This is a genomic window from Leuconostoc pseudomesenteroides KCTC 3652 (assembly GCF_014634745.1).
Taxonomy (GTDB): Bacteria; Bacillota; Bacilli; order Lactobacillales; family Lactobacillaceae; genus Leuconostoc; species Leuconostoc pseudomesenteroides.
The window spans coordinates 313,252-333,777 of the sequence record NZ_BMBP01000002.1; the positions used below are offsets into that span (position 1 = coordinate 313,252).

20 protein-coding genes and 1 other annotated feature are annotated in these 20,526 nt (G+C 36.9%); of the genes, 2 read left to right on the plus strand and 18 right to left on the minus strand.

The annotated features are described in order from the left end of the window. Position 1: 1 nt before the first annotated feature. Positions 2 to 1,057 carry a type 2 isopentenyl-diphosphate Delta-isomerase gene (fni, locus tag IEU65_RS03905; protein ID WP_147651832.1) on the plus strand — a complete coding sequence of 352 codons (1,056 nt, stop codon included), beginning with the start codon at positions 2 to 4 and terminating at the stop codon, positions 1,055 to 1,057. A gap of 11 nt (positions 1,058 to 1,068) precedes the next feature. On the opposite strand, the gene brnQ is transcribed toward fni, so the two are convergent. The 4 genes from brnQ to larD all read right to left on the minus strand — a co-directional run bounded on the left by brnQ (position 1,069) and on the right by larD (position 5,694). Further along, the gene (gene brnQ / locus IEU65_RS03910) at positions 1,069 to 2,460 is read right to left on the minus strand and encodes a branched-chain amino acid transport system II carrier protein (RefSeq protein ID WP_010296241.1); all 1,392 of its coding nucleotides are present in this window, start codon (positions 2,458 to 2,460) and stop codon (positions 1,069 to 1,071) included. A 143-nt stretch (positions 2,461 to 2,603) separates the two neighbouring features. Further along, positions 2,604 to 2,851: a binding site (T-box leader), on the minus strand. A gap of 56 nt (positions 2,852 to 2,907) precedes the next feature. Continuing rightward, on the minus strand, positions 2,908 to 3,471 hold the full coding sequence (gene hpt / locus IEU65_RS03915; protein WP_010296244.1) for a hypoxanthine phosphoribosyltransferase: 564 nt from the start codon (positions 3,469 to 3,471) through the stop codon (positions 2,908 to 2,910). Further along, positions 3,468 to 4,763: an adenylosuccinate lyase gene (gene purB, locus IEU65_RS03920; RefSeq protein ID WP_010296247.1), complete on the minus strand. Its 1,296-nt coding sequence runs from the start codon at positions 4,761 to 4,763 to the stop codon at positions 3,468 to 3,470. Before purB ends, hpt begins: the two co-directional genes overlap by 4 nt. A gap of 211 nt (positions 4,764 to 4,974) precedes the next feature. Continuing rightward, entirely contained in the window at positions 4,975 to 5,694 is a 720-nt protein-coding gene (gene larD / locus IEU65_RS03925) for a D/L-lactic acid transporter LarD (protein WP_010296250.1), read from the minus strand. A gap of 267 nt (positions 5,695 to 5,961) precedes the next feature. Between larD and IEU65_RS03930 the strand changes: the two genes are divergently transcribed. Further along, positions 5,962 to 6,414: a flavodoxin gene (locus IEU65_RS03930; RefSeq protein ID WP_010296253.1), complete on the plus strand. Its 453-nt coding sequence runs from the start codon at positions 5,962 to 5,964 to the stop codon at positions 6,412 to 6,414. A 9-nt stretch (positions 6,415 to 6,423) separates the two neighbouring features. Here the strand turns inward: IEU65_RS03930 and IEU65_RS03935 are convergent, their stop codons facing one another. The 14 genes from IEU65_RS03935 to IEU65_RS04000 form a co-directional block, all read right to left on the minus strand. Continuing rightward, positions 6,424 to 6,840: a GtrA family protein gene (locus IEU65_RS03935; protein ID WP_036068727.1), complete on the minus strand. Its 417-nt coding sequence runs from the start codon at positions 6,838 to 6,840 to the stop codon at positions 6,424 to 6,426. A 15-nt stretch (positions 6,841 to 6,855) separates the two neighbouring features. Beyond that, a complete protein-coding gene (locus tag IEU65_RS03940; RefSeq protein ID WP_010296260.1) occupies positions 6,856 to 7,764 on the minus strand; it encodes a glycosyltransferase family 2 protein in 909 nt (302 codons plus the stop codon). 9 nt (positions 7,765 to 7,773) lie between these two features. Then, positions 7,774 to 8,649, minus strand: coding sequence for a hypothetical protein (locus tag IEU65_RS03945; protein WP_010296262.1), 876 nt, complete (start codon positions 8,647 to 8,649; stop codon positions 7,774 to 7,776). A gap of 1 nt (position 8,650) precedes the next feature. Further along, entirely contained in the window at positions 8,651 to 10,591 is a 1,941-nt protein-coding gene (locus IEU65_RS03950) for an LTA synthase family protein (protein WP_010296266.1), read from the minus strand. A 110-nt stretch (positions 10,592 to 10,701) separates the two neighbouring features. Next, positions 10,702 to 11,664 (minus strand): glycosyltransferase family 2 protein, encoded by a 963-nt coding sequence (locus IEU65_RS03955; RefSeq protein WP_139968170.1) that lies wholly within the window; start codon positions 11,662 to 11,664, stop codon positions 10,702 to 10,704. Between the two features lie 45 nt (positions 11,665 to 11,709). Further along, positions 11,710 to 12,900: a UDP-galactopyranose mutase gene (gene glf / locus IEU65_RS03960; RefSeq protein ID WP_010296272.1), complete on the minus strand. Its 1,191-nt coding sequence runs from the start codon at positions 12,898 to 12,900 to the stop codon at positions 11,710 to 11,712. Continuing rightward, positions 12,900 to 13,667, minus strand: coding sequence for a DUF4422 domain-containing protein (locus tag IEU65_RS03965; protein ID WP_147651836.1), 768 nt, complete (start codon positions 13,665 to 13,667; stop codon positions 12,900 to 12,902). The genes glf and IEU65_RS03965 overlap by 1 nt, the downstream gene beginning before the upstream one ends. Then, positions 13,667 to 14,296, minus strand: a complete 630-nt coding sequence (locus IEU65_RS03970; protein WP_010296278.1) for a sugar transferase — start codon at positions 14,294 to 14,296, stop codon at positions 13,667 to 13,669. The genes IEU65_RS03965 and IEU65_RS03970 overlap by 1 nt, the downstream gene beginning before the upstream one ends. Before the next feature lie 106 nt (positions 14,297 to 14,402). Beyond that, positions 14,403 to 15,515, minus strand: a complete 1,113-nt coding sequence (locus tag IEU65_RS03975) for a glycosyltransferase family 2 protein (protein WP_010296281.1) — start codon at positions 15,513 to 15,515, stop codon at positions 14,403 to 14,405. 12 nt (positions 15,516 to 15,527) lie between these two features. Continuing rightward, positions 15,528 to 16,355 carry an ABC transporter permease gene (locus IEU65_RS03980; protein ID WP_010296283.1) on the minus strand — a complete coding sequence of 276 codons (828 nt, stop codon included), beginning with the start codon at positions 16,353 to 16,355 and terminating at the stop codon, positions 15,528 to 15,530. A 7-nt stretch (positions 16,356 to 16,362) separates the two neighbouring features. Further along, the gene (locus IEU65_RS03985; RefSeq protein WP_147651838.1) at positions 16,363 to 17,343 is read right to left on the minus strand and encodes an ABC transporter ATP-binding protein; all 981 of its coding nucleotides are present in this window, start codon (positions 17,341 to 17,343) and stop codon (positions 16,363 to 16,365) included. A gap of 190 nt (positions 17,344 to 17,533) precedes the next feature. Beyond that, positions 17,534 to 18,694: a GH25 family lysozyme gene (locus tag IEU65_RS03990; RefSeq protein ID WP_188352229.1), complete on the minus strand. Its 1,161-nt coding sequence runs from the start codon at positions 18,692 to 18,694 to the stop codon at positions 17,534 to 17,536. A 39-nt stretch (positions 18,695 to 18,733) separates the two neighbouring features. Continuing rightward, complete coding sequence (locus IEU65_RS03995) at positions 18,734 to 19,192, minus strand: hypothetical protein (protein WP_010296293.1); 459 nt, start codon at positions 19,190 to 19,192, stop codon at positions 18,734 to 18,736. Between the two features lie 220 nt (positions 19,193 to 19,412). Then, a complete protein-coding gene (locus IEU65_RS04000) occupies positions 19,413 to 20,375 on the minus strand; it encodes a glycosyltransferase family 2 protein (protein WP_147651844.1) in 963 nt (320 codons plus the stop codon). Positions 20,376 to 20,526 lie beyond the last annotated feature (151 nt).

Below are 20,526 nucleotides of genomic sequence, written 5' to 3' on the forward strand. Positions count from 1 at the left end.
TATGACTGAATCACCACAAGCACATAGAAAAGATGAACATTTATCCCTTGGTGTCAGTTTATGGCGTGATACGACGCCAAAAAAACAAATTGGTGCTTCCTTTGATGATATTCGTTGGTTACCAAACACTTTTCCTGAAATGAGCATTGAAGATGTTGATGTGACTACTAATCTCTTTCAACATCAATTTAATTGGCCATTTTATATTGAAGCTATGACTGGTGGTTCTGCTCTGACTGGTCGTGTTAATGGACAGTTGGCTACTGTTAGCGCTAATACTGGCTTGGCAATGGCAGTTGGCTCCCAATCAATTGCACTTAAAGAGCCATCACAAGCAACAACATTTAAAATTGTTCGCCAACGCAATCCAGAGGGATTTATTTTTGCAAATTTAGGTGCTGATCACCCTATTGCAAATGTCAGAGATGCGATTGACATGATTGATGCTAATGCTATTGAAATGCACGTTAACGTTGCACAAGAACTTGTTATGGCTGAAGGAGATCGCCAATTTAAATGGCTTGATAACTTAGCCGAAGTGATTGCTAAATCGCCTGTTCCAGTCATTATTAAAGAAGTTGGCTTTGGGATGAGCGTTGCGACTTATCAAACAATAGCACAACTCCACCCCGCCGCAATCAATGTTGGGGGCGCTAATGGTACAAACTTTGCGGTGATTGAACGTCGGCGTAATCGTAACGATGATTCGTTTAATATAGACAATTACGGACTTTCTACGGTTGAAAGTCTCATTTCAGCACAACTCGCACAAAATGCACTACCGCTGATAGCAACAGGTGGCATTCAAAACGCCAATCATATTGTAACTAGTCTAATGCTTGGCGCCAATTTGGCCTCAAGTGCCGGTTTCATGTTACAAACTCTGATGGATCATGGCGAATTAGATTTGACCAAACAAATATTAGACTGGCAACAAGCATTACCACGCTTATTCACTTTATTGGGCGCAAAAAATATTGCTGAATTGCAACAAAATCAACCGCTCTACTCAAATAGTTTACAAAATTTTATCAGCCAACAAAAAAAGCGATCTTAAGATCGCTTTTTTTACTGCATTGTATCACTGACCGTTTTCAATATGCGATTTAACTTAATTCTATACAGGATAATTCCAATTAAAAATCCAAGTATCGTTGGCGTAATCCACCCAAAACCCATGTCTGCAAATGGCAACAAATTTTGATAAATGCCAAAATGCAGGGTGCCCATGTCGTCATGATATCCAACCACCCCTTTGAACAATCCTGAAAATGGTGAATTGGCAATACCATCCATGATTGCTGGTATCATTGCAAAAATCATGGTTGATAAATAAACGACACTTGCATTATTAAACAATGGTGATAATAATCCCAACAAAATCAGCGTAATTGCGATTGGATATAAAAACATGAGGATTGGCACAGCCCAAGCAATAATATTATCTAACCCAAAATTGGCAGCCATGAACGAAAGCCCAATCGTCAAGATCAACCATTTTTTATAGCTAATCTTTGGAAAAATACGGTGAAAATCTTGCGCAAAACTTGCTGTTAATCCAATCGCTGTCGTCAAAACAGCTATTGTGCCCATCACAGCCAAGAACGCGCCCCCAAAGGAACCAAGATAATGATTGGTAATTTGCATCAAAGCAGTTGTGCCATTTTCCGATAATTTAAAATGCGACAACGACGTAGCGCCTAGCAAGATTAAACCAATATACACAATCGCAATACCAGCAATTGCAATGAAGCCCGTTTTTGCAGTGATTTGCGCGATCTGTCGACGACCACTAAAGCCCATGGCTTCAATAGCACGAACAATCGTAATACCAAATGCTAAGGCTGCAATGGCATCAAGCGTATTATAGCCTTCAATAAATGCCGACGAGAATGCCTGTGTTTGATAAGCAGCTTCAGCCGTATGCTTTAGAGTGCCCATGGGATTGAAAATCGCTAACAAAAAAATCAAAACCAACAAAATAACGAAAATGGGATTTAAATATTGACCAATATACTTCGTCAAATTTTGTTCACGCGATCCCAAGAAATAAACAATACCAAAGAAAATTGCCGAGAATATCAATTGCGCAATTGACTGCCAACTACTTGGAATCCAGTTAGCGAAACTTAATGAATACGCAACCGTTGCTGTACGAGGTGTGGCGATCATTGGCCCCAACGAAACATGGACAGCAATCAGGAAAAATATCGCAAAGCCACGTCCCAAAGGCTTAGCCAAGTCATAAATACCTGTGGCACGCGTTTGCGATAGCGAGATGAGTGCCATTAGCGGAATAACAGTTGCGCTAAGTAAGAAACCAATAGTGGCGGGTCCCCAATTTAGACCAGCTAGCTGCCCTAAATGAACGGGAAAAATTAAGTTCCCTGCGCCAAAAAACATGCCGAAAATCAATGATGCTAATAATAAAGTCTTTTTAATATCTAATTTTGTTGTCATACGGTTCTCTCCATTACGTTTAAATGCTATTTGTGATTATGTGCTATTGTGCTTGACTCGATACAAGCCACCAACTGAATTTTCCATATTGTCATCCTTACTATTTTTTCCAATAAAAAAACCGCTAATTGTTATCAAAACAATTAACGGGCGAATTCTCGCGGTACCACCGTCGTTTAACTAGCAAAACTAAACTAGCTATCTCTATCTTAACTACGGGCGCAATGCCGATAGCCATACGATATAACGGTCGTGACCGATCAATGTCTCGTTATCCAAAACATTGATTCTCTCCAGAATTACTTTCCAATACCTTTAATGACGCTTTCCCATCAACCAGCGCTTTCTACTACATTAAAAAGTAGTGTACTCTTTCTTTCATCGAAATCTTATTTATATTATACAGAAATGATAAAATAATAACAATACTTACTTTATAATTCTTTATCAACCAATCAAATTCAACTTGTCAAAATCAATAACGGCAATGACTGGCAAATTTCTGAAATAATTATTATAATCCATACCGTAACCAACCACAAATTCATTGGGCACTATCAGACCATAATAATCGACATCAAAATCAACTACACGCGCTTCACGTTTATCAGCCAAGGCAACAGTGGTAACAGTTTTAGCCCCTTTGAGGGCAAAATAATCACTTAGCCATTGCATGGTACGCCCGGAATCAATAATGTCGTCTATGACAACCACATCGCGTCCAGCTAAATCCATATTCACATCATGAACGACTTTAACCTGACCAGTAGAAGCAGATCCACTGTAACTTTTAACGTCAATGAAGTCAAAGTCCACATCAAGAGGCATTTTTCGCAATAGGTCTGTGGCGAAAATGACCCCACCTTTCAAAGCAGCTATAAATACCGGGCGTTGTTCATTATCTTGAAACTTTTCTGTTAATTCATTGGCAACGCGCTGAACTTGTGCCTGTATGTCCGTTTCAGTTAAAAGCACTTTTTTTATCGCTGGATGACTAATCAAGTTGTTCATACTAAGCCTACTCTCTTAAAAATCTCGTCCACATGACGCAAATGGTAGTGATAATCGAACGCATCATCAATTTGTGCAGGCGTTAAATTAGCTTGAATGGTCGGATCAGCGTCAACCAAATCACGGAACATGAGTTGTTCATCCCATGAACGTGCTGTTAGTGGCTGTACAGTATCATAAGCTTGCTCGCGTGACAATCCCGCATCAATTAAACTCAATAGTAACCTTTGCGAATAAATCAAGCCATACGTCCGGTCCATATTTTGACGCATTGTATCTGGGAAAACGCCAAGATTGGTTAAGATACCAGTGTGGCGGTGCAGCATGTAATCAATCAGAGCCGTTGCATCAGCCAAAATAATACGTTCCGCAGATGAATGTGAAATATCACGCTCATGCCACAATGTCACATTTTCCAGCGCCGTTACTGCGTAACCACGCAATACGCGAGCTAATCCGGTAATATTTTCATCCCCGATTGGATTACGTTTATGTGGCATAGCCGAGGACCCTTTTTGCCCCTTAGCAAAACCTTCTTCGACTTCATGAATTTCTGAACGTTGTAATGACCGGATTTCAGTGGCAAGCTCTTCCATTTGTGTGCCAATCAAAGCGATTGTCTGGATATAATCGGCATGCAAGTCTCTTGGCAGGACTTGTGAACCGATTGGTTGTGGGGTTAAACCTAATTCAGCCATCGCCACTTCTTCAACTCGCGGCGGCACATTAGCAAAAGTACCAACGGCGCCAGATAATTTACCAGTTTCAACTTCTTTTGCCACACGCTCAAAACGCTCTATTGCCCGTGTTGCTGAAGCATAAAAACGAGCCATTTTCAAACCAAATGTTGTGGGTTCAGCATGGACCCCATGAGTACGCCCCATCATGACTGTATCTTTGTATTTTAATGCTAGGACTTTAATGGCTTCGCGCCATTCGTATAGATCTTGTTTAATGATGTCATTTGCTTGACGCAAGCGTAAGGCTTGCGCAGTATCAACAACGTCTGTTGAAGTCAAACCGTAATGAATCCACTTCCGTTCATCACCTAATGATTCAGACACATTACGCGTAAATGCCACTACATCATGGCGCGTAGACAATTCAATTTCGGCAATACGGTCAACATCAAAAGTCGCATTAGCGCGTATTTTAGCCAGATCATCAGCTGGTATATGTCCTTCTGCAACCCAACCCGCATCAACTGCAATTTCTACATCAAGCCATGTTTGGTATTGATTTTGCAATGACCATATATTGCGTAATTCTGGTCGTGAATATCGTTCAAGCATAATTTCTGTCCTTTTAAAGTGAATTTAGACAATATCCGCAATTGTCTTAATGGAAAATGACTAACTATCTCCACTATCTAGTTTACCAGTTATTATAGTCAATGCGTTCGTAATCATATTAACCTTCTCTCACAAAACAAAAAAAAGTTCGGTTATTCCGAACAAAAGCTATCTTATAAGAAACAAAAACGAACGTTAGGATTTAAAGCGCTTAAATTCCGAGATAGAATTTAGCAAACAGTGCCGCAAAAATGGCGCCAATAAATGGGGCAATACCTGGAACGAGTAAACCATATTTAAAATCACTCGTTGTTCGCTTTTGCCATGGAATAATTGTGTATGCAATTCTTGGTCCCATATCCCGGGCTTGATTCATTGCAAATCCAGTTGTACCGCCTAGCCCCATACCAACTGCCCAAACAAGAAAGCCAACACCTAATGGCACCATTCCTGGCACACCACCTGCATGAGCAGAAATAGATAAAATACCGGTTAGAAATATGAAAGTTGCAAATGCTTCAACAAAAAAATTACGTGGTAAATTACGAATGGCTGGCGCCGTCGAAAAGATATTCCGAACAATGACCGGATCAATGTCTTTTTCTGATAACTTAAATTGATCAGCATACATAACGTATACAATCAATGACCCTATAACGGCACCAAAAATTTCTACAAAACTGACAATTATAAAATAAGGTAAATCAATATTCCCCAAAATATATTGCGCCAACGCCATTGCGGGATTAATATAGACATCACCAAAGATGAACAACACCATGGCAATACCAAATCCCCAAGTTGTAATCGAAAAAATATGTCCCGAACCGTGATATTTTGTACGGTTCAGCACTTCGTCAGCGTGAACGCCAACCCCAAAAATTATCATGAGTGCTGTACCCATGAATTCAGCCAACAACTGATGTATCATTTTTAATCTCCTATTGGCGTGTTAGTTATTATGCTTGTGATAGAATAACTAATTCACGCAAGTGGCAGTTGAAAATTTGCATTGTATTGCGGTTTTTTATTTCGAATACTCTTAATATAATAAGGCCACCAACCTACTAAGTAAAGCGTTTTTGTTGTTTTGTCAATAAACCGTCACAATTCGTTACATTTTGCACAAACGAATGCTGTGCAACGCGTCAATAAATCGTTATAATAGTATTGAAGATAATGAATTGAGGATTTTTAAATGAATGCACAAGTGGTATATGCAACTATCACGGGTAACAATGAACAAGTTGCCGACGTCATTGTTGACGCCTTAGTTGCAGCAAACGTATCAGTTAAAAAAACAGAAATCAGCCAAACCGAGGCTGATGAACTGGAAAATGTCGATATCGCCATCGTTGTCCCTTATACATACGATAAGGGTTCGCTTCCAGATGAAGGTCTAGACTTTTTTGAAGACCTTGCTCATGACGATTTAACAGGTGTTGTATATGGCGTGGCTGGCTCTGGTGACACTTATTATCTCAGTGATTTTGGCTTGGCTGTCCCAAAATTTGAAGCACAATTTGCCAAAACATCTGGTATTAAAGGTTCCGAGGGCGTTAAAATCAACCTTAGCCCTGACGCTGATGATGTCGTTACACTCAATAAATTTGTATCAGACCTAATTCAGGTTGCTAATGCAAGACATTAAAAAGAAGGCTTACGCCTTCTTTTTAAATATCACTAGTTTGCTTAGTACAAAGTTAGTTACAATCACAAATATATTTTGAATCACATTCCAAATTTGCGCGTCCTGTTTGAGCACAACAACCCCAAAAGACAAAATAGCATAACCTAGTAGTGCTGTGACAATTCTCGCAACAATAAATTGCCAAATCTCATTTATCACTGATTTGACATTGGTAGCTGTCGAATGGAACACCCATTTACGATTCGTCAAATAGGCAAATAATACAGACCAAAACCACGCGGCAACGTAAGAAAATGAATAATCAACGTGCCAGATTTTGTAACAGAGTGCAAAAACAACAATGTTGACAATTGTCGTCAAAACACCAAAAATCAAATATAAAATGGCAACTTGATACTGTATGAGTAGTTTTTTTATTTTTTCCATGATAGTTCCTTGAGGTTAATGGTGGTTGTCATTAAAATCATCCGCAAATTCTATGTTCGGATTAAAAGATTTTCCAACTGATACACCACGTTTAAGCGTTGATAGTTTTTCTTGCTTTCTTTCAGTTCTAGAAAACCTAATTTGTAAGTATTCCAAAAATATACGCAAAAACGCGCGATATTTTCGATAACTGTCTCTTTTCTTAGCATAATAAACTTTATTTCTATAAGAATAAAAGTATCTAGGAGTTCGTTCCGGCACATCATTTAATAAACTGCTACCAACATTTGTAGCCATTTTATGAACCACTTTCGCGCTGGGGACAAAATATCCCGGTGCTACACGGGCAGCCCTCTCAGTATACTCAATATCATCACCCCAAATAAAAAAATCGGTAATTGGTAAGCCAATTTGTTTAACAACAGACCTTTTCATCAATAAAGAAACAAAAGTTGCATTTTGTACTTGTATCGGTTCAGTTAAATCTTCAGGTACTTTTTTAAGTCGATTCATTGGGGCTGGCCGATTCATAAGGGCGCGATGGCCATCAATCCAGCGCACATCACTAGCCAAAAATCCAAAATTTTTTTTAACGTTAGAAAACGCAAGTAACTGGGACAATGTATCTCTTTGTGGGATAGTGTCGTCATCCATCAGCCATACAAATTCATCGCTAGTATATGACATAAAATAACGGATTCCTGCATTAAAACCACCAGCGCCACCAATATTATTTGGTAAACGAACATACTCAATTCGATCCCCTAGTGATTCCAAATAGGATTGTGTATCTGACTCACTGGCGTTATCCACCACAATTAAATGCGATACGGCAGTCTCTTGCTGCTGCAAACTCTCAATAACTTCTTTCAATAACGCAAGTCGATTGAAAGTTACAATTACGACACTGACCTTTTGATTCATATATCCCTCTTAATTTAATACAACAGTTAAGTTTGCTAATAATGTTACTACTGACAATAAAACCAATGTAATTGCAAGTAATGAAAATCTTGACTGTTTCCATTGTACACGAACTAATACAAAATCTAATAAAAATTCTATGAGTTTTATTGCAGTGATCAAACCAATGATTGTAACAAATATATTTTCTGCGTTACCGTAACTAAAGTAAACACCACTAATTTTCGCAGCAATAATCACAACGGCGGCACCAAAGCCAATCCATAATAGACGCCACTTTTTTGAATCTATAATAATTAAACTGGTGATTATTAACAGCCCTGCACCAAGCATCGCAGCATTCAGACTAAATGGTAAATCAATAATACGACTAATATATTGTGGTAAAATCATCAAAATAATTGCAACTAGAATCTGTGCCCATTTTGTTGTAATTTTGTGATCAATATAATCAGACAGTTTAATGGCAATCGGCGCCATCATCAGAAACCAGCCAACTCGGTAATTCGTCCAAATATCACCTAATGGTGTCTTCATATTTCCTTCATTACCTATAGCTCCTGCTGTAATGGCGTCCCACCAATTTCCCATTGAAAATTGAAATGGCGCCGAAATGTTTATAACTCCTAACACAGTTATAAAGCCTAAAAACGCAAAAAATGTCGATATCAGTAAATAAACTTCAAATAGTGTCCCCGTTTTACGTTGTTCAATTTTTAGCAATTTGTTGACTCCAACCAAAAGTAATGGCCATGCAAAATAGCTAACAAGTTTCCCAGCACCATAGTGTGCATGCAAATCGCCTTGCACTTTAGTCAAATAAAGCACACCCACCAATGCTAATAGTGACATCAAAAACGCATTTAAATATTTCTTTGTCGCCATGTTATTTCACTTTCTGGAAAAAATTAGTTTTGAGCAGATAACTTTTACCCGTTGTAATGTCATATTGTACTAATTTAAAGTCATTAACAATTTCTTGCTGATCTTTGGTTAAAGACTTTTCGTCAATTTTATTACCCTGCTGATCAAGAAATGTCAATTTTCCTTTATCATCGCGTGTGTAGTTGTTGATTGTTGGCACTTTTTCTAGCATCTCTGTTTTCAGTGCCCAATAGGCATCAACTTTCATACCATTCATCTTCATCATCATAGCCGTAAAGTCAGATGGGTCAGCATAGTTGGCCGAGACATTGACGGTCCCATTCGCCTTCTTCGCAGCGTCATTTTGCCAAATGAAATAAGGTGTTGAGTGTGCAGACAAGGCATCCGTGGTAGTGTTGACAAAGTTAAATATTCCTGGCCAATGATCCCCATACCAAACCAATGTAATCGGACGACTTAATTCATTCAACTTATCCAAAAACGTTTGAGTTGCCTCATCAGTATAATGAAGCCCTTGCAAATAGGATTCAATTGTATTTTCATCAGCATTTGAATTAGTTGGTTCAATCATATTATAATCTCGCCCTTCAAAAGTCCAGGGCGTGTGATTTTGCATTGTTAGCAGTTGAATAAACTGACTATTATTCTTTTTACTAATTTTACTTAGAACATTTTTATAGGCAGATTCATCACTGATATGTGCATCACCATCAATAGTTTTTTGATATTTAACGGGTACAGCACTATCTGTTGTGTAGAAATAATTTATTCCCATATTCTTATAGACGGCACGTCGATTATAAAATGAGCCCACATATGGGTGAACCACAATTTTATTATCAAATTGTCCAGTAATAGTAGATTTTTCATTAATACTGCTTGTTAACTGTGAATAAGGCATCGTAACAGTAGGGCGATAAGAAGTAATATTGAATCCTGTTAGCGTGGAATATTCTATCCCTGCAGTACCTCCCCCATAGCCAGATGATACCATATGACCAGAACTTGTATTATCCATAACATTATCTATATTCGGTAGTGGATCATCGCTTATCGTTAATCCAGGCACATAACTGGGTTTAGTTAGCGATTCGCTTAAAGTATAAATGACAGTTTGGTTTTTAAAATTAGTATTCTTACGCGTTTGATTGATTAACACGGATTGCTTAGTGTATTTAGTAACTAGATTTTTCATAGCCTGTTGACTATAATTTTTTGGCTCAACCATTGCGTCAGTAGTGCGCGAATTTAATAAAGCTACAATACCACCATTTGATGCAGCATCAAATAAAGAATCCCATACTTTAGGGACATCACCTAATTTATTGAAAGTATCTTCATATTTGTCAGAGTTTATGGATAAAAACGGTAACAATGTTATTATTGAAATAACAAATAATAATGCGCGCCAACGAATTGATCTAAAAATGATCCATTTGTTTCGACGATATACAATTACCAGTAATATAAGTGTCAGAATTAAAAAAGCAATTGCACTAATTACTAGCTTAATATCCAACATACCTAACAAATCACCTATAGCTGTAATCTCTTGTAAACTGGCTTCTGTTATTGCTTCTTGTCGGGTATTTATTAACTGATATTCTGCTATAGCAGCAATCGTGGTCATTACCGTTGCAATTATTAATGTGACAGGAACACGATTTGTAATGATGAGCAACATCCACAACAAAATCATCATTAAAAGAACATTAATACCTGCTGCAGTACTATCGTTTATAACAAATTGAATCCCATTGACCCAAACATTACTGCCCCAGTCGCCAGTGCCATATTCTGGATTACTCGACATCACAGCAATTTGAATAACATATAACGCAATTAGAGAAAACCACAAAAACAAAAAATTAATTTTTAAAAATCTTAAGGATTGATAATAAATTTTCATAATACGATCCGTTCTAAAAAAGGAATAGTGCATTCACTATTCCCCCAATAATCTAAACTCCATTATACTATAAATTTATAATTATGTCTTTTTAGATACTCAATGATATGCAATGTCAGAAAATAATCAGATTTTCTGATAAGCTATTTTTCTTCACGTGTAATAAAGATAGGCCTTCTTTTCGTTTCCAAAAAAATTGCCGCAATGTATCTGCCAATCACACCTAGACTCAACAACTGCACACCACCGATAAATAAAATTATTGTCACCATAGATGGCCAACCATCGACACTATTATTGTGAACCAATGCGCGGATAACGATGAAGATTGCGCTCAAAATTGATATACCGAAAGAGATGAAACCTAGTACTGTAATAATTGTCAGAGGAACAGTGGAGAAAGACACAATCCCCTCAACTGCATACTTACTTAGTGACCAAAACGACCATGAAGTTTGTCCAGCAACACGCTCTCGGTTTTCAAACGGAATATACTTAGTCTTAAAACCTACCCAAGTAAAAATTCCCTTACTAAAACGTTGATTCTCAGATAACGACAATATAGCATCAACCATTTGTCGTGTCATAACACGATAGTCTCGTGCGCCATCCACTAATTGTGTTTGGCTGATTTTGTTCATCCATTTGTAAAACTGCGTTGAAAACCAAGAACGTATCCTTGCTTCACCTTTACGATCCGCTCGCCTTGTGCCAACCGCATCCCAGTCACCACTCTGTACTTCTTTTAACATTTCAGGCAGGAGTTCGGGAGGATCTTGCAAATCGACATCCATTACTGCGACATAATCGCCGTCAGCCTGTTGCAAACCAGCATAAAGTCCAGCTTCTTTACCAAAATTACGTGAAAAACTAATATAATGAACATTGTTATCTTGCTGAGCTAATTGTCGTAACAAATCGAGCGTCTTATCAGTTGAACCATCATCAATAAAGTGAAAGTGAATCAAGGCATTTATTTTTGGTGCAACATTTTTAATCGCCTTGTAAAAAATTTCAATTGTATCTTCTTCATTGTGGACAGGGACAATTAAAGACAAGATATCACTATTATGCTCGATTCTTTTATTTTTAATATCCACTTCCATTACACCTTTTCTCATTTCATATTATGTACGCCCTAACGGGCATGTTTATTTAACTTCATCGTGAGCAAAATTAAAATCTTGATTGATATCAAATTCTTGGCGGACAGTATTAAAAGCATCATTAAACACTTGATCCATATCGAAGTAACGATATTTGCCTAAGCGACCACCAAAAATAATTTCTGGATGATTGTCACGCGCTTCTTTAGCGTAAGCTTTGTAAATGCGTGTGTTTTCATCATTGTTAACAGGGTAATAAGCCTCTTTTGAACGATCCCAATCTTGTGGATACTCTTTAGTAATAATTGTTTTACCTTCATCGGCTAATCCATCAAAGTGTTTCCATTCCATAACACGTGTATATGGCGTCTCAGCGTCAGTATAATTGATTACTGAATTACCTTGATAGTTGTCTGAATCAATCACCTCATGCTCAAATCGCAATGATCTATATTCCAGTTCACCAAACTTATAATCAAAGAACTGATCGATCATACCCGTGTATAACATTCGAGGAAATTCTGATAGTAATGTTTCTTTGTCATCAAAGAAATCTGTATCAGTTAAAACGTCGACCAATCCATTTGACTGCTCCAACATGCGCTCAAAAATCTGTGTATAACCACCCACTGGAATTCCTTGATAACGGTGATTGAAATAATTGTTATCATAAATGAAGCGCACTGGCAATCGCTTAATAATGAAAGCGGGTAGTTCTGTTGCTTTACGACCCCATTGTTTTTCCGTATAACCCTTAATCAACTTATTATAAATATCTGTACCAATTAAGCTAATTGCTTGTTCTTCTAAGTTACGAGGTTGTCGATCACCCAGATCCTTCAAAGCTGCATTCTTTTGTTCTTCAATTTTTGCGTGTGCTTCGTCAGGTGTTTTCGTTCCCCACATCTGGTAGAAAGTATTCATATTAAAGGGCAAATTATACAGTGTGCCTTTATAGTTTGCAACAACTTGGTTTTGAAAACCATTAAAATCAGCAAACTGGCGAATATAATCCCATACTTCTTTGTTATCAGTGTGGAAAATGTGGGCACCAAAGTCATGCACTGTGATACCATGCTCTGTGTGTGTATGCATGTTACCACCGATATATGGACGTTTCTCCACAATCAAGGACTTCTTGCCTCGCTTAGCCGCCTCGTATGCAAAAATCATACCAAACGGTCCAGCACCGACAACGAGATAATCATAATTTTTTGTATTGTATTTTTTTGTCATTAGAAATGCACCTTTTTTTTTGATTTTGGAAAAAACTTCCGCTTAAGAAAATTATACCCTTTATCCAACCAATTTGTCCGCTCAAGTCCTATCACAGGGCATTCAACCACAGATACCCTTTTTGTGTTCACCCAAGTATCCATCAGTCGCTCTGCTAAAAATCCATATACCCTTGCTTCCTGCCCTTCAAACTTTTCAGTGTCGATATTTTTCTCAACTTCTTCAAGAACACCAAACAAAAAGTCAGCATAATCATTAAACAAACGCTTTGGCATAATGAACATATTGAATAAATGCGCTGATGTAGATTTTTCCATTTGCTCAAACGCTGGTAAATATTCAACGTATTTCATTGCAATCACCTGTTTCATGATAACATACGGTTCTGTTGAATGAGCATGCAAATAATGATCTTTTTGATTTTCAATGATATAATTTCTTTTTTTAGGCAAAATAATATCATATTGGCTTAACAAATGATTAATCTGCTGATTCTGAAGAATATCTTCAAGTCTATGACTCTTTTTTAAACCCAAATACCTTCTATAATGCATTAAACCAACAACTTCATCCTTAGTATTATAACGAATCCAGTAGATGGCTGTTAGTTCATTAAAATTGCTATTCTTCAGGGATATATTTCTACCAGTGGCGTCAGATAGGTAGCCACTCGGCAACTCAGAGTGACGCGCCGCGCCAACAAGAATAGGTTGATAACCATCAAATGGTGGCATCACATATTTTTTATGTGTTGCGATATATATCATTAAAAAGCACCGTCCTGCTTAAATACTGCAATAATATTTTTAAACAAAACGTAGAAGTCGAACTTTAAGTTAGCCTTATCCACATACTCTAATTCAATATGCGCACGTTCTGGATAAACTATATTACTCCGACCACTCGCCTGCCAAAGTCCGAAGATACCGGGTGTTACTGACAAAAACTTATCAACCTGATCGCCATATTCTTGCAGTTCGTCTTCAACGACAGGACGAGGTCCAATGATGCTCATTTCACCAACTAGTACATTCCAAAATTGGGGTAATTCGTCCAGAGATGTCTTTCTCAAAAAAACACCAAACTTTGTTATTCGAGGATCTTCACGCGTTGCTAATTTATAACCATTACTAATGAATTCGGCGTGTAATTTTTCATCTTGTTCTAAAATCAATTCAGCGTTATCAACCATCGTTTGAAATTTATAAATTTTAAACTTTCTTCCAAACTTTCCAACCCGTTCCTGTTGATAAAGAACACGACTCGTTTTTTTATCGAATTTAATGACAATCGCAATAATCAGAAAAAGCGGTGACAAAAATACTAAAGCAACTGAGGACACTGACAAATCTAATATTTTTTTAGAAATAATGTAACCTATATTTCTATTAGGCACAGCCTGCCCCTCCTTCTCTAAATTGATAAATTAAAATGGTTGACCTTTTCAACAAAAAAAGACAAATTACGCTTAACTTTTTTCAGCTTTACAATTACTGAAACAATTAAGATAAATTTTTTAAGGTATCAGCTTTTTGTTTCAAAATAAAATTATCTGCAGCAACAGTATAACCCTGATAGTCTTCAATACTTGCCTCATTGATAACATTCAGATCGTCATCAAGGGTAAAAGTTTTTTTAGGCATTGCCAGATAACGCGCTTTAAATAGTGCATTAATTGATCGCTTTGGTATTCTCATAAGACCCTCTGCATACTCAATTTCTGGATTAAAGAATATGCCCTTAAAAATACCGCGGATAATCATTTTTGCTTTAGTAAATCTAAACTTAACATTCTTATTAAACAACACAAATCTTAAATCAAATCTAAAACCATTGATAACTGTGTGCATGTATTCATGCTTTGAAATGCGTCTTGCCGTCAGCACACGATTTCTAAATTCAAAGTCGTAGCGCCAAAGACGTGATTCATCTTTTTCTTTCACAATATCACCAGGCATTGTGTTTTCTTTTGATTTATGAACGGCAATTGAGTTTAAAACTGTATAACCACGATCAACATCTGCGATACGATTAGTATATTCCATATCATCACCCCAAATAAAGTATTCCTTTTGGGGTAATCCAATCATTGCTACCATTTTGCGAGAAAACATTACCGAAACAAATGTTGAATTTACAACCTCGACAGCTGGATTTTTCGGTGTCATATACATTTGCCATGTAAAACCACGTGGCGCAGGTACATTCATCCATGAAGGATTACCCTCAAGGCTGCCCCAACGAACTTGGGAGTTAACGAATCCAACATGATCGTGTTCTTCAACAAAATCCACCAAGTGTTCAAGTGCATCGGGTTGCACAATCGTATCATCATCCATCAACCAAACATAATCATCGTCTGTTTTTTCAGCGAAAAGGCGCACAGCTTGGTTAAATCCACCGGCGCCACCTAAATTATCTTCCGAATTGAAAACTACAAGCCGTTCATCTTCTAAAGATGACAAATACTCTTTTGTACCATCATTCGATTTGTTATTAATTACAATAACATGATTTAAATACTTTGTTTGTCCTAATACGGCACCCAACGATTCTTTCAGCAAATCTAGTCGATTGTATGTAACAATCGCTGCCGACACTTTTTTACCAGTCATAATATCTCCATTTTAAATAAAATCAATCAATTGATCTTTGAACTTCAAGTACAAATGTGTACCTATTACAGCAAAAATGCCAATTTCCAACCAAAACATTGTCAACTGCAATGGTGAATTCCAAAACCATCTGTCAAACAGAAATGTATCACGCCACCCATTAACAATATAATAGAAAGGATTAACACGAGAAATGTAATAAATTAATGAGTTAAATGCATTGCCTTTTGCAGGTTCAAATAAAATGCCTGATACAAAGAACAACAACCGTAACACTTGGCGGATGGCTAAATCATAGTCGGGAATTAAGATATTAATTGTTGCGCTAAAAATTCCCAGGAAAAACAACATCACAAGAGCAGCAAACATATAATAGATGATTTGAATCCAGTAGATAGAGACATGAAAATGTCCTGTCAATGCCATACTAATAAATGCAACAATTGAAATGGAACAAACTGCAGGAAATACCTGCAACACCCGAATTGTTGGTAAAACGGAAACTGGAAATTTAACATTTTTTACCATAAAAATTTGTGTCTGAATAGAACGAATAGTATCGCTAAATCCTTGGTTTACTAAATACCAAGCGGAAAAGCCAACAGACATCCAAACAAAATATGGCGTCCCTTCAACTGGGGCTGATTGTCGAAAACCACCACCGAATATAATTGCATAAGTTAAAACTTGAAATAACGGATCTAAAATTTCCCAAAAATTACCTAGATATTTATGTGCATTGTTAGCCTTGGTATCATAAATTGCTAACCGAATAGCCATACCTAAATAATTAACCTGCTCAACAACTAAACTAAATATTGATTTGATCATTATCCACATTGTGCTATCATCCCTTCAACAAATAGTTATATACAACTAGTGCCATTAAACCAAACAACACTGTTAAAGCAGTATAAAGTGGAATCGCTTTAAAGCCTTGGAAACTTCTGATTGCAGTTCTGGCTTCAACATCTTCTTTGTTATGACCATTTAGCGATAATTTATCTTGCAATTGCGCTAACGTAAAAATTTGTTGGTTATGCTTTTGGTTTGATACAAAAGTATCACGTTCTTCATCTGACATCGCATTTAAGTCTTTAACGAACGTTTCATATTCATCAGTGACTTGTTTCATTGGACCAAAATCACGCATTTCACCATATTGAATCCACATCACTTTATTGGTGAATTCGCGAACTTGTTCTAAATCGTGAGACACAAAAAAAATTGTCTTTTTTTCGGCAATAAACTCACGTATTTTACTAAGTGCTTTATTCGAAAAATTGGAATCTCCAACCGATAAAGCCTCATCGACGATTAAAATATCAGGATCATTGTGCGTAACAATTGAAAATCCTAATTTTGCACGCATACCATTCGAGTAATCCTTAACTGGTTGATCAATAAATTCACCGAGTTCTGAAAACTCAATAATATCAGGCATTGCCTCATCAATCTCTTTATTCGTTTTTCCCATCATTAGTTGTTTCAAACGAATATTTTCACGCCCTGTAAGGTCCCAATTAAGGCCTTCATTAATAGCTACAACACCAATACTGCCATTTAGTTCTAGGGTCCCCGAAGTTTGTGGAATAACACCACTTAAAATATTGAGCAAAGTTGATTTACCGGAACCATTCGTTCCAACAATGCCCACAACGTCACCTGGTTCAACGTCGAATGATAATCCACGTAATGCCCAGAAATTAGCATCTGCAGTGTTTCCTAAAAAAGTTGATTTAAGCTTTTCTGATTGGTTAGCGTAAAGTTGAAAATTTTTAGTAATTGATCTGGCACTGACCATATATTGTTTTTTTGTATTATCCATAATTATCCTAATTGTGGTAAGAGTGAAAACCACATAGTATTATATTACCATATTCTCTCATAAAAATCTGAATGCCAACAATAATAATAGATTAACTGCGTGATTACTTATAGAAGTTAAATGGCATAATCTATTAAATATTTAATAGATTATGCCATTTAACATGTTAGCATTTATATCGCGGCATTTTTTATTTCTTGGTCACATCCTGCTCAGCAACGTGTACACTGTGTACGCCGTTTGAATACTGAATATCATATTCCCACGCTGAATTTGAATAAGCCTTTGGTTTCGCTGAAACCACTGTGCCCACCCAATCTCGCCGATTGACGAGTGTATAACCATTAGTTTCTGACCAGGCATTACTTGCTATTTTAACTGTTTGACCTACACTATATTTTGCTGCCGCAATGGTGGTCACATCTTGCTCGGCAACGTGTACACTGTGTATGCCGTTTGAATACTGAATATCATATTCCCACGCTGAATTTGAATAAGCCTTTGGTTTCGCTGAAACCACTGTGCCCACCCAATCTCGCCGATTGACGAGTGTATAACCATTAGTTTCTGACCAGGCATTACTTGCTATTTTAACAACATCCCCAACCTTATACTTGACAACTTGTGTAATCAAATTCGTATAATCAATCGAAACATCAAAAGTGCCACTAACACCTGGGAAACTTGTATTGCTGTTCCACTGCCACATACCATATGTTGTGTTCCACAATGAATTGCTGCTTGGCGCAAAAGGATATTGTGCTATCCACGCCCTATTATTTCCTATGTACGAAAAATTCAGTCCAGTTGTGTTTTTATAGTAAAGGCCTGTATATGTTGACGTATTGGAAAATCCCGTCGCTTTGACTTGCGTGTTGAATGCCTTTGCATTGTTAGTCACATTATTCGTCATTGTGTAGGTGTCTTCCAAATCATCAACCATTAGGGTGTCAGACGGCAGTTTCAAAGACTTAGCGTAATCAGTAAAGTACTTTGCTTCAGATTGCGCACTAGATTGTGACGTATACCAAGAATAATGATAAGCACCAATCTTGAGCCCGGCGGCTTTTGCATTCGCAATTTGAGTTGCAGCATACGGATTTCGATATGAAGTAGCTTCCGTTAATTTGACAATTACAGCACCTACACCATATTGATGCATTTTTTGAAACGAAGCAACAGAAATATTACCATTGTTAGATGAAACGTCGACAACGTCCATTCTTGGTAGTCCTGACGTTCCAGCAGTGATAGCTGGAATGCTATCAGCAGCATAAACTAAATTTGACTTCAATGACAAGGCTGTTGCAATTGTCACAATTACACCAGCGATAATAGACGATTTTTTCATAGATATTTGCTCCTTAAACTTTGATCTGTTCCGTACATTTTATTGATGATAATTAGCTTTAGCATAATCAATGACTGACATATTTTGTTGCGATGACTCTGTGATAATTTTTTTGATATCACTTGGCCCCCATTTGTCGGCAGGCAATCCAGCACGAATCAGTTCTTGACGAACTTGAGTAATCATTTCAGCAGTAACTTCTGTACCTTGAGCTGTTTTGTTAGGATTATAACTTGCTGTATTTGGATCGTTTGCCACTGAACTTGACGTTCCCTGAGAATTTATATGACCCGATGATTCACTAGTACTCGATGATTGTTTTTGTGACAAACTCGATGAAATACCTTGTGTTGAGGAAGATTTAGAAGTTTTTTTCATTTTACTTTCTCTAGGGGTTGATACGTTTTCTAAACCTTGTGATTGATTGAAATGGGCATACAGTAGCACAGACACCATAGTTACAACAATGCCAACAGCGATCATTATATTCTTTTTCATTTAATTTACCCTCTCCATCAAAAATATTTACCAATTAACTTGTTTAGTTTAGCATAGTTTATGGCGTGTTTTCTTGTATTACATAATTTTTTCCTGACCATGCTAATCATTTCATAGCTGAGTATTGTTCAAACGAAAATATTCCCTTTAAAATAAGACCATTTTTACCGTGATGTATGAACACTATTTGTACAATTAATAAGTCCATTAAAAATATTTATTATTTTTTATCTAGATTGTTTTTCAATAAATTATCTTGAATAATAAACCTTGGACGTCCCTTAACTTCATTAAATACTTTTCCAACATATTCACCAATTACATACAAGCCAATGAGTTGTACACCGCCGATAAACCAAATCGAAACCATCAGAGATGACCATCCTGCTATTGTTTCTCCTGATATATACTCCCAAACCGTGTATGCCAACATAAACAAAGATACCAAAATAGTTACTAATCCCATCGCTAAGACAAATTGCATCGGTGCAACAGAAAAAGAGGTGATGCCTTCCCATGCAAAGGACAACATCTTGCGCAGTGGGTATTTTGTAGTCCCCACTTCTCTTTCTTTTCTAGCATAGTACACTGTGGTGCTTGGAAAACCAATTGTTGGCACGATTCCTCTCAAAAAAAGGTTTTTTTCTTTGTAAGTCAATAAATGTTCTACCGATCGTTTAGACATCAGCCTATAATCAGCCACCTGAGGAATCATTTGGACACCAATCTTCTTCATAATTTTATAAAAAGCAGAAGCACTTTTTTTCTTGAAAGCAGTATCCGTGTCACGATTGTTTCTAGCGCCATACACAATATCAAAACCCTTAGCATGCGCTTCGAGCATTTCAATAATTGCCCCCACATCGTCTTGTAAATCTGCATCAATCGTAATAAAAACATCTCCAAAATTTAAAGTCGCAGATAACCCTGCAATGATTGCACTTTGATGCCCAAAATTACGACTCAAATTGACGCCTGTTATTACATTATTAGTTTTGTTAAATTTCTCAATAACCGTCCAAGTATTGTCAGACGATCCATCATTGACCACTACTACTTTACTTTGGATGTCAATTATTTTTTGTTTTATTAATCTTTCAACAAGTTCTCCTAAAATATCAAGCGTTTTAGGTAGTGCCTCTTCTTCATTATAGGCAGGGACAACAATCATCAAACGTTCCATCACTCCATCTCCTCTATTTTATCAAAATTAATCTAAAAACCTATATGTGTACTATTAATGATGATTATAACATATAAATTTTGATAATATATACTGATTATGGAATTATTCAACTATAAACGCAACAATATGCGCAATATTATTCATGGAA